The sequence below is a fragment of the Halochromatium roseum genome (assembly GCF_016653315.1).
Classification (GTDB): Bacteria; Pseudomonadota; Gammaproteobacteria; order Chromatiales; family Chromatiaceae; genus Lamprobacter; species Lamprobacter roseus.
Genome location: NZ_NHSH01000088.1, coordinates 38973 through 48887, shown reverse-complemented (window position 1 = coordinate 48887; position 9915 = coordinate 38973). Strand labels below are relative to the sequence as shown.

The 9915-nt window shown below is 65.0% G+C and carries 8 protein-coding genes and 1 pseudogene; 4 read left to right on the top strand and 5 right to left on the bottom strand.

The genetic code is table 11. The annotated features are described in order from the left end of the window. A pseudogene (locus CCR96_RS24205) lies at positions 1-385 on the bottom strand (hypothetical protein); the annotation flags it as partial. A gap of 165 nt (positions 386-550) precedes the next feature. Between CCR96_RS24205 and CCR96_RS24200 the strand changes: the two are divergent. After that, a complete protein-coding gene (locus CCR96_RS24200; protein WP_201224699.1) occupies positions 551-1132 on the top strand; it encodes a YqiA/YcfP family alpha/beta fold hydrolase in 582 nt (193 codons plus the stop codon). Positions 1133-1349: 217 nt separating this feature from the next. Here the strand turns inward: CCR96_RS24200 and CCR96_RS24195 are convergent, their stop codons facing one another. Next, positions 1350-2240 (bottom strand): pirin family protein, encoded by an 891-nt coding sequence (locus CCR96_RS24195; protein ID WP_201224698.1) that lies wholly within the window; start codon positions 2238-2240, stop codon positions 1350-1352. A 30-nt stretch (positions 2241-2270) separates the two neighbouring features. Further along, positions 2271-3716, bottom strand: coding sequence for a PAS domain S-box protein (locus CCR96_RS24190; protein ID WP_201224696.1), 1446 nt, complete (start codon positions 3714-3716; stop codon positions 2271-2273). Positions 3717-3801: 85 nt separating this feature from the next. Between CCR96_RS24190 and CCR96_RS24185 the strand changes: the two genes are divergently transcribed. Further along, on the top strand, positions 3802-4452 hold the full coding sequence (locus tag CCR96_RS24185; RefSeq protein ID WP_207192067.1) for an HvfX family Cu-binding RiPP maturation protein: 651 nt from the start codon (positions 3802-3804) through the stop codon (positions 4450-4452). Between the two features lie 48 nt (positions 4453-4500). Then, positions 4501-5466, top strand: a complete 966-nt coding sequence (locus CCR96_RS24180; protein ID WP_201224694.1) for a DUF3179 domain-containing protein — start codon at positions 4501-4503, stop codon at positions 5464-5466. Between the two features lie 78 nt (positions 5467-5544). On the opposite strand, the gene CCR96_RS24175 is transcribed toward CCR96_RS24180, so the two are convergent. After that, positions 5545-7443 (bottom strand): serine hydrolase domain-containing protein, encoded by a 1899-nt coding sequence (locus CCR96_RS24175; protein WP_201224692.1) that lies wholly within the window; start codon positions 7441-7443, stop codon positions 5545-5547. A gap of 254 nt (positions 7444-7697) precedes the next feature. Then, positions 7698-8264 (bottom strand): carboxymuconolactone decarboxylase family protein, encoded by a 567-nt coding sequence (locus CCR96_RS24170; protein WP_201224690.1) that lies wholly within the window; start codon positions 8262-8264, stop codon positions 7698-7700. A gap of 203 nt (positions 8265-8467) precedes the next feature. Here CCR96_RS24170 and CCR96_RS24165 point away from each other — a divergent pair, with 203 nt between their 5' ends. Continuing rightward, on the top strand, positions 8468-9880 hold the full coding sequence (locus CCR96_RS24165; protein ID WP_201224688.1) for a sigma-54-dependent transcriptional regulator: 1413 nt from the start codon (positions 8468-8470) through the stop codon (positions 9878-9880). Positions 9881-9915 lie beyond the last annotated feature (35 nt).

Genomic DNA, 9915 nt, shown 5'->3' with positions numbered 1-9915 from the left:
GGGCGCCAGGGATGAACAGCAGCGTTCCCGACAGCGGCTCGGGATGCACGGCTGGACGGTGATGGCGGCCGTCATCGAAGATGCGCACCGGGACGGCCACACCCAGATCGCCAAGCAGCGACAGCTCGGTCGGTGACCAGTCGCGCCCATCGCCATAGACCGCCGACTCGGCGAAGATCAGCGGGCGTCTGGTGTTGATCAGGTGCTCGAGGAAGGCGGCCTCGCTGAGGCTGTCGGGGGCTTGATCACTCAGTTGCTCTCGCAGATAGGCGCCGGCCTGGGCCAGGCCTTGCTCGGCCAGTTGCTGGCGGTAGTCGGCCACAGCACGGGCGCTGTCTGGATGCAGCAGCCAGTGATAGGCGGGCTTTTGGATGGGGTCAATCATGGGCGGCCGGATCGGATAAGCGATAGCGATTTGAGCCAGGTGCGTCAAAGCCGACATGATGCCGCAGATTGCGCCGGTGATGCTGCAGAACGCGCCGACGCTGCAGCCCTAGCCTCTGCCAAGCCACCGTCACCGCTGTTCTCCCCTGCAACCGGAGTCTTGACCATGGCCCTGATCCTCTATCTGCACGGTTTTGCCAGCGGACCGAAGCCCAAGAGCCCCAAGATCGATCTCCTGCATGCAATCGGCCATGAGGTCCGTTGTCTGGCGACGCAGGGCGGCTATCGGCCCGAGGACTATCTGCATGCTGCCGAGGCAGCGCTGAGCATGTCGCCAGCGCCACAGCTGTTGGTCGGCAGTAGCCTGGGCGGGTTTTGGGCGCGTTACCTGGGTGCGCGGCACGGCCACTCCTGGATCGGTTTGAATCCAGCCCTGCGCCCGTCGGCAACACTGGCGCGTTATCAGGGCCGCTTGCAACGCTTTGATGTCGAGGCGAGCTTCGACTGGGCGCTGGAGGATGCCCTCGCCTATAGGGCGTATGAGGAGGAGCCGGTAGATCCGTCGGTGCCGGGTCTGATCGTGGTCGCGCAGGATGATGAGGTGGTCGACGCGCAGGAGACTCAGGCGTTGGCTGTTGGCAGTGAGAGGCTGGTGCTTCCGCGTGGTGGCCATGAGCTGGCGAATACCGAGGACTATGCCGAAACGCTGGCGGATTTCATCGCAAGGGTCAGCGAAAGACCCGACTGATGCTCAAGCTGCGCGGTCGTGCAAGAGCGTTGGCAGCGCTAGTGCGCCGAGCTGTCGAGCGCGATAGCGAGCGGACTGCTTGGGCATTGGCGCGGTTCTATCGAACAATGGCTGACCTCGCCAGCAGTCACTCGGGCGGCGTCCGTCTGGTTGCCAGGCATCCCTGCATCCCCTTCTGCATCAATCGATCAGCGGATCACAGCAGTCGGCGCTGACATCAGCGCTCCAAACGCCCAGCCTGAAAGTCCAACACCGCCTGATTGATCTCTTGACGACTGTTCATCACGAACGGCCCGTGCTGCACGATGGGTTCGTTCAGCGGACGGCCGGCGATCAACAGGGCGCGGGTCTCGCCCTCAGTCGCCTCGACCAACACGCCATCGCTGTCGGCAGGGTTGTCCAGGATCGCCATCTGCTTGCGCGGCACACGGTTCCCCGCAATCTTCAGCTCGCCGCGATAGACATAGACGAAGGCATTGCGATCGGCGGCCAAGGTTTGCGCAAAGTAGCCGCCCGGGCTCAGGTGGAGATCCAAGATCAGCGGCTCGGTCACCAGGCGCGTCACCGCCCCGCACAGGCCATGACTCTCACCGGCGATCAGCACCACCTCGGCACCGGCTTCGGTTGTAAAGCCTGGCAGCTCGGTGGCCTGGACGTCGCGATACCAGGGCGCTCGCAGCTTGTCGCGTGCTGGAAGATTCAGCCAGAGCTGAAAGCCCTCCATCAGCCCGGCTTGCTGCTCCGGGATCTCGGAGTGGATGAGGCCGCGACCGGCCGTCATCCATTGCACGCCGCCAGGCCCGACCCGTCCTTCGTGGCCGGCACTGTCGCGGTGACGCATGCGCCCGTTGATCATGTAGGTGACGGTCTCGAAACCGCGATGCGGATGCTCGGGGAAACCGGCGATGTAGTCATCGGCCTGATCGCTGTCGAAGTTGTCCAGCAGCAGAAAGGGATCAAGCCGCCGCTGCAAGGACTGGGTCAGCACCCGGGTGAGCTTGACGCCAGCGCCATCGCTGGTCGGCTGGCCAATGACCAATCGTTCGACGCCGCGCGAGCGCAGGACCGTCTCGACCGGGTGATCGGCGGATTGTTGTGTTGCTGTCATGGCAATCTCGATGAGGCCAACATGGTTGGGCTACAGCAGCAACCGCGCAACGGTCCCAGAATCTGCTGTCGATTCCAGCGAGAACACCCAATGATGCGCCGCGGCCACCCGCCGCACATAGGCCACGCCGAGGCCATTGCCGGTGTCTTTGGTCGAGAAGAACGGCTTGCCGATGCGCGCAAGCACCTCCGGCGGGATCGGCTCGCCACCATTGCGCACCTCGATCATCGGGCTCGCCGTGCCAGGCTGCCGAGCGGTGCGCAGGGACACCGGCTCGCCAGCTGCCACCGCTTCGCAGGCATTGACGACGAGGTTGATCAGGACCTCGCGCAGCTGCGTCGGATCGGCTTGGATCTCGGTCTCCGGCACTCCCAAGTCGACCTGCAGCCGCCGATCGGCAACGCTCGGCAGCGCCTGCAGCGACGGCAGCAGCGCGCGAATCAGCGCATCGAGCGCGACCGGCTCGGGTGAGACGGTGCGGCGGCCGGCATAGGCGAGCACGTCCTCGAGCAGCCGGCCGAGCCGATCGGACTCACGTTGCGCCAGGGTGAGCCGCTTGCTCGCCGCATCAGTGAGCGACTGCCTACCGAGATAATCCAGCGCCATGCGCAGGGTCGAGAGCGGATTGCGGATCTGGTGCACCATCATTGCCGCGAACTCGCCCATCTCGGCCAAGCGGGCGATAGCCGCCTCAGCGGTCTTTCGCTGGCTGACGTCGCGCAGCAGGGCGATGTAGCTCGGCGCCTGCGCCTCGCCGTGGGCACAGAGGCTGACCTCGCTGGGGAAGACCGAGCCGTCGCGACGACGATGCCGGCTCTCGAGCAGCTTGGGCTGGTCGATCTCGAGCTCGGCAAGGAGCTGCGCGAAGGTCTCTGGCGTCAGGCCGACATCGATCTCGAGCACCGAGCGGCCGACCAGTTCCTCCGCGCGCTGATAGCCGAGCATCTCGGCAGCCCGGCTGTTAGTGTCGAGGATGCGTCCATCACTGGCGACCAGGAAGAAGCCGTCGCCGGCGTTCTCGACGAAGGCGCGGAAGCGGGCTTCGCTGCGGCGTAAAGCCGCTTCGGCCGCCTTGCGCGCGGAGACGTCGCGCACCATGGCGACGATGCAGTCGCGGCCGTCGACCTGGACCACCGAGGCGGAGATCTCGGAGGGCAGCTGCAGGCCGTCCTTGCGCATACAGCTGAGCTCGTCGGTCCAGCCCTGGCCGCGCGCCTTGACGTCTTGGGCGAACTGGCGCAAGCGCTCCATCTCGTGCGGATGCACGCTGGAGACGCGCACGTCGCGGGTCAGCTCGGCCGGGTCGTAGCCGAGCATGCGCGAGGCCTGGGTATTGGCCTCGAGGATGCGATCGCGCTCGGGGTCGATCAGCAGGATCGCATCGTTGGCGTGGTCGAAGATCTTGCGCAGTGGGTGCGCCGGCTCAGCGGCCTGCTCCCGTGTGGGCAGCGCACTCGGTTCACTTGCTTCAGACATCCTGCCATCCTCCGCGAAAGATCAACCGCGCTGATCGGGTCTTGTTCGCTATCAGCGACTCAGCAACCCAATCGGAGTGTTCCCCATGTTCATTCGTCTCATGACTCAGGCGCGCAGCCTACTCGATGCCACAAGGCGCGTCGATTTCATCGCCCCGCTTCTGTTGCGGCTCTATCTGGCGCCGATCTTCTGGATGGCGGGGACCAAGAAGTTTGCCAGCTTCGACAGCACGGTGGCCTGGTTTGGTAATCCGGACTGGGGTTTAGGTCTGCCCTTTCCAACAGTGATGGCGTTCCTGGCGGCTTCAACCGAGACCGTTGGCGCGGTCTTATTGGTGTTTGGCCTTGGCGTGCGGCTGATCTCGGTGCCGTTGATCGTGACCATGCTCGTGGCCATGGTGACGGTGCACTGGCAGCACGGCTGGCTGGCGATCGCCGAGGGCAGTGGCTCGTTGTTCGCCAACGAGCGCACCATCGGCGCGGTTGAGCGGCTGGATCGGGCGAAGGACATCCTGCGCGAGCATGGCAATTATGAGTGGCTGACCGAGAACGGCAGCCTGGTGATCCTGAACAATGGCATCGAGTTTGCCGCGACCTACCTGATCATGCTGGTGGCGCTGTTGTTCATCGGCGCCGGGCGCTACCTGTCGGTCGATGATTGGATCGGGCGTTGGCTGGAGCGTCGCAGCGCACGGTCCCGCAAGACGGAGGCCAGGTTCGCAACCGCTCACGCCTGATCTCATCCGAACCCGCCATCCGACCCCGGCCAGCCAAGGAGCCATCGCATGACTCAACGCCTCAGTTCAGCACTCCCAGCCGTCTTTGCCGTCGTCGGTCTCGTCGCACTCAGTGCCAGTGTGCTGCTGGATGCGGCACCGACGGCACAACAACTCAACGGCTTTGACGTGCACAACAGCCTGGTCCCGGTCGCTGAGATCCATGCCGGTGGGCCGGATCGGGATGGCATCCCGGCGATCGATCAGCCGCGCTTTGTCGAGGCCGAGGCGGTGGATTTTCTTACGCGTGACGACGAGGTCCTGGGCCTGGTCCATCAAGGCGAGGCCCGCGCCTATCCGATCAAGATCATGGATTGGCATGAGATCGTCAATGACCGCATCGAGGGCGAGCCGATTGCGATCACCTATTGCCCGCTGTGCGGCTCAGGCATCGCGTTCCGCGCCGAGCAGGCGGGCCGCGAGCTCAGCTTCGGCGTCTCCGGACTGCTCTACAACAGCGATCTGCTACTCTACGACCGTCAGACCGAGAGCCTCTGGAGTCAGATCGCCAAACAGGCCATCGCCGGCCCCTTGGCCGGGACCAAGCTCACCGCCCTGCCCTTGACCCACACGACCTGGGGCGCCTGGCGTCGCACCCATCCGCAGACCCAGGTGCTGTCCACCGAGACCGGCCATCGCCACAACTATGATCGTGCCCCCTATGGCGGCTATAGCAGCCATGACGAGCTTTACTTTCCTGTGAGCGCGCGCTCCAAGCGTTATCACCCGAAGGAGCGCGTGCTTGGGGTTGAGGTGAATGGACAGTTCAAGGCCTATCCGTTCGCGGAGCTCTCGCAGACCGATGGCCGCGTGTCTGATCAGCTTGGCGGTGAGTCCATTGAGGTGCGCTTCGATTGGGCACAGCCCAGTGCGCGCGCCTTTGATGCTGAGGGCGACCCACTCCCGGCTACGACCCTGTTCTGGTTTGCTTGGTATGCCTTTCACCCCGAGACTGAGGTCTATCGGGCGAACTGAGCATCGGTGAACGGTGCGAATGCCTGAGATCGGCGCGCCTAGGCCCAGCAACGAGCGACGGATCAGTGGTGGAGGCGGCTAAAGCTCATGGCCCAGTGCCACCCCGGCAGATGACGCCTTTGGGTCATCGGAACGGCCAACAGGCTCAGCCAGATACCCCGACCAGCGCAGCCGCGTCTGTCCCTCGTGATCAACCATCTGCACCGAATCCCCGCGCGTGCGCCCCAGTCCAAGCAGGATCGCGCGCTCGTTGGTGACCGCGCGCAGCGGCACCTGAATCCGATCCGGCGAGAGCACCGGCATCCGATAACTGAGACAGAGCTTGCCATCGGTGAGCTTGAGGTCAGTGACCGGAAAGCCGGGGTCTGGATTGAGGATGCGCCAGGAGCCGAGACGCTCACGCCAGGCGCGTGGAACCGGCTCCTGCGGCACCTTCTCGCCGATGATGCGCTCACCTTGCGGGGTGTCGGCGATCATCACCTCGCGGCCTTCGATGCGACGCGTTTGCATGCGCAGCTCCCGGAGTCGGCGCAGGCTTGCGCTGCCCAGGCTCGCGGGCTCGGGCTCGTCACCGCGTTGATCCGATGGCGCAGCGCCAATCCAGCCCTGTGGATAGGGCATCAGGTCGAGCTGCTCGCCAGTCATACAGGCGCAGAGACTGTCCTGCTGTGGCTGGATCGCGATCAGACCAAGGTCGGTCGCAAAATGGCCTTCGGCCGGGAGCCTCTCGGTCGGCTCTGTGGCCGCGGTCGGCGTTGGTGGTGTCTTCGCCGCGGCGATAAAGAGGTCGGCCGGAATCGGCTCGGGCTCGAGCTTCATGGCATTGCTGAGGATCGCCTCGGCCAGCGGCTTGACCACGCGCTCGGCGTGCCCGGCATTGGCCAGGACCACCACGCCCAGACCCTGCTCCGGCAACAGCACCCACTCGGCGGTATAGCCCAGGCTATTGCCGCTGTGGCGCACCACGCGCGTGGCTCCCAGGATGCTCTGCTCCTCGAGGAAGACGCCGAGCCCGACGCTCAGGCCCAGGTCCAGCGCAACCTCGGCATTCTGCGGCTCGATCATCGCCTCGATCAGACTCGGCTCAATCACCTGCCGGCCCTCAAGCTCGCCGGCACAGAGCAGCGCGATGCTCAAGCGCGCCATGTCCGCGGCGCTGGTCTCCAAGCCCTGCGCCGGCAGATCGCGCAACGGCAGCGGCACAAAGCGATCGCCGTTGCGGTGGCCCATGGCCAAGGCGTCATCGAACGTCGGCTGCGCGGCAAAGCGGGTGTGCGCCAAGCCCAGCGGCTCGAACAGGGTCTGCTGGGCGTGCGCGGCGAAGGGTGTCTGCGTGACCACCTGCAGCAGATGGCCTAGCAGGCTGTAGCCGAGGTTGGAGTAGTTGAAGATCAGGTTCGGGGGGAAGGCGGCATACTCATCCCGCAAGCGTGTGCGTACCTCGGTGAAGGGCTCATCCGACCAGAGGCCCTTGTTCAGATCGGACGGTAGCCCGGAATGATGGCTCAGGAGCTGGCGGAGGGTGATCGGCTGCGCGGTCTGGTCGAAACGGGCCTTGAGACGAAAGCCCGGCAGCGCCGAGCCAACCGGCTGGTCGATGTCGATGGTTCCTTGGGCCTGCTGGGCCAGGACCAGCAAGGCGGTGATCGGTTTTGCCAAGGAGCTGGCGCGGTAGCGGGTCTGGGCCTGGGCCGGGCGTTGCTGCTCGGGGTCGGCGAGGCCGAAGCCCTCGAGCCAGAGGATGCGGTCGTGGCGCACCAGTGCCAGACTCAGGCCGGGAATGTGGTAGTCGGACTGCGCGGCACGGATCAAGGGTGCCAGCGCCTCGCGCAGGGGGTCCATCTCATCGACGATGAGGGCCTCCGTCTCGCCTTGGATTGGCACAGGCGCAGGTGTGGGTTCAGACTGGGGCTCGGCCGCAGCCATTGCACTTAGGGCCAGGAGCAGTAACAGGGCGGGTCGTCCCGGTGGCGTCATGTCGCGGTTGCCTAAAGTGCAGCAGCAATGCCTGCAGTGTAGACAGCGAAGACCACCCAATACAAACACCCAACACAAAGAACAACGCCGAGCTCCATCCTGGACTCAGCGTTGCTTGCACCGGCCTCAGAGACCGGCCGGCTGATTCGAGACGTTGGTCTCAGAAGCTGAGATCTGGGTTGCCTTCGGCAGACCCATCGATCTCAGGCGTCTGAACAGGTTGGGCAAGTGATGTGCATGCGCTCCAGCCCACCTCAGTCATCAGCCTCAGTCGCCTGCCAGGCACGATGCTGAAAAGGGGCGTCCAGCTCGGTGCCAGCGATGTGGTTGGTGTAGTTCGACAGGGTCTTCATACCGACCCCGAGCACCACCTCCAAGACCTGCTGCGCGTCGTAGCCGGCCTCCTGAAACGCGGCGACCTCTGCCTCATCGACCCAGCCCCGCGCCACGACCACTGCGGTGGTGAAGCGTCGCAGGGCCTCGAGTCGTGGATCAGGCAAGGGTTGGCCCGCCCGCAGCGCGTCGGTCACCGGCTTGGGCACATCCGCCATGTCCGCAAGCACGCTGTGCGCCCCCATACAATAGTCGCAGCGGTTCTCGCGGCTGACGCTCAGCAACACCACCTGTTGCTCCGCTGGCGAGAACGAGGTCTGCTCGAACAGCTCACCCAGGGCCAGGTAGCCCTTCAGCAGCGCTGGCGCGGTGGCCATCTTGCGCATCAGGTTGGGCAGCATGCCGAAATGGCGCTCGGCGTCGGTCAGTGCCGGCAGCGCATCCTTCGGCGCCGATTCAGTGTCGTGATTAGGAAAGTTGAAAGACATGGCGTTCTCCAAGGGTCCGTTAACAGGGTCACTCACCGTGAGTTTAGAGACCGGACCGGTTCAGACACGAGATCATTTCACTGCGCGTGGACACCGATCGCGAACCCAACCAGCGCCGTCAGAGGACGGACTGGCCACCGCCCAAGCCTCACCGCCCAAGCCCAAGCAAAAAGCCCGATTCCGACACCTGAGAGGACGACGCGATGACCCCACGCCTGCTCATCATCGAGGATGATCGCGCCCTTGGCGAGATGCTCGCGATGCACTTTGAGGACTTGGACTTCGCCGTGACCCATGCAGAGCGGGCTCAGGCAGGACTCGACCAGTTGCGCCAGGGGCGCTTCGATCTGGTGCTACTCGATCAGCAGCTCCCCGACGGGCTCGGCAGTGAGCTCATCGGCCCGTTGCTTGAGATCGACCCGCAGTTGCCGATCCTGATGATGACCGGCAAGCATGACCTGGAGCTAGCGATCGATGCGATCCAGCGCGGAGCCGCGGATTTCATACACAAGCCGATCAACACCGATAAGCTGACCCAGGCCGTGCAGCGCCTGCTGCGGGAGCGTGAGGCGCTCAGCCAGACCAGTGACAGCCCGCCTGCCGGCTCCTCTGAAGACGAGGCGCCGCGTGATCTGATCGGTCGCAGCAACGCCATGCTGGACGTCAGCAAGGCCATCGCGCGCAGTGCTCACACACAGGCGACGGTCTTGATCACTGGTGAGTCCGGCACCGGCAAAGAGGTGGTCGCACGGCTGATCCATCAGCACAGCGGCCGTGCCGGGGCCTTTATCGCGGTGAACTGCGCCGCCATCGTCGACACCCTGCTCGAGAGCGACCTGTTCGGCCATGAAAAGGGCGCGTTCACCGGCGCCCAGGCGCGCAAGCAGGGGCGCTTTGAGCAGGCCGCCGGCGGCACCCTGTTTCTCGATGAGATCGGCGAGCTGGCCCCCGCGCTGCAAGCCAAGCTGTTGCGCGTGTTACAGGAACACGTCTTCGAGCGCGTCGGCGGCCATGAGTCCATCCACACCGATGCGCGCATCATTGCCGCCACCAATCGGGATCTCCTTGCCGAGGCCGCTGCCGGGCGCTTTCGCGAGGATCTGGTCTACCGGCTGCAGGTGATCCAGATCCGCATGCCGCCGCTGCGCGAGCGCCGCGAGGACATTCCGCTGTTGGTGCAAGGGCTGCTCGCGCGCATCGCGGCTCGACTTGAGCGCCCAACACCGACCATCACCCCGGCCGCCCTGGCGCGACTGACCGAGGATGACTGGCCCGGCAACGTCCGCGAGCTGGAAAACCGATTGAGCCAAGCCCTGCTGCAGACCCACCATGCGCTGATCACCCCGGAGATGCTCGCGCTTGGCGGCGGCGGTATCGGTCAGCAAGGTCCGATCGGCGGGGATGCAGAGGCCACGCCCACCGGTCAGGCGAGCGGATCAGCGGGCGACCAGGCGTCAGTGCTGCGCAGCCTCGATGAGGTCGCCGCAGCGCATATTCAGCAGGTGCTCGATCATACCCAGGGGCACAAGGGACAGGCCTGCGAGATCCTTGGCATCTCCCGGCCGGCATTGGATCGCAAGATCGAGAAATACCAGCTGCGGGTCATGAAGCGCTAACGCTCATCGCTCAGTGTCACCACGGAGGCACGGGG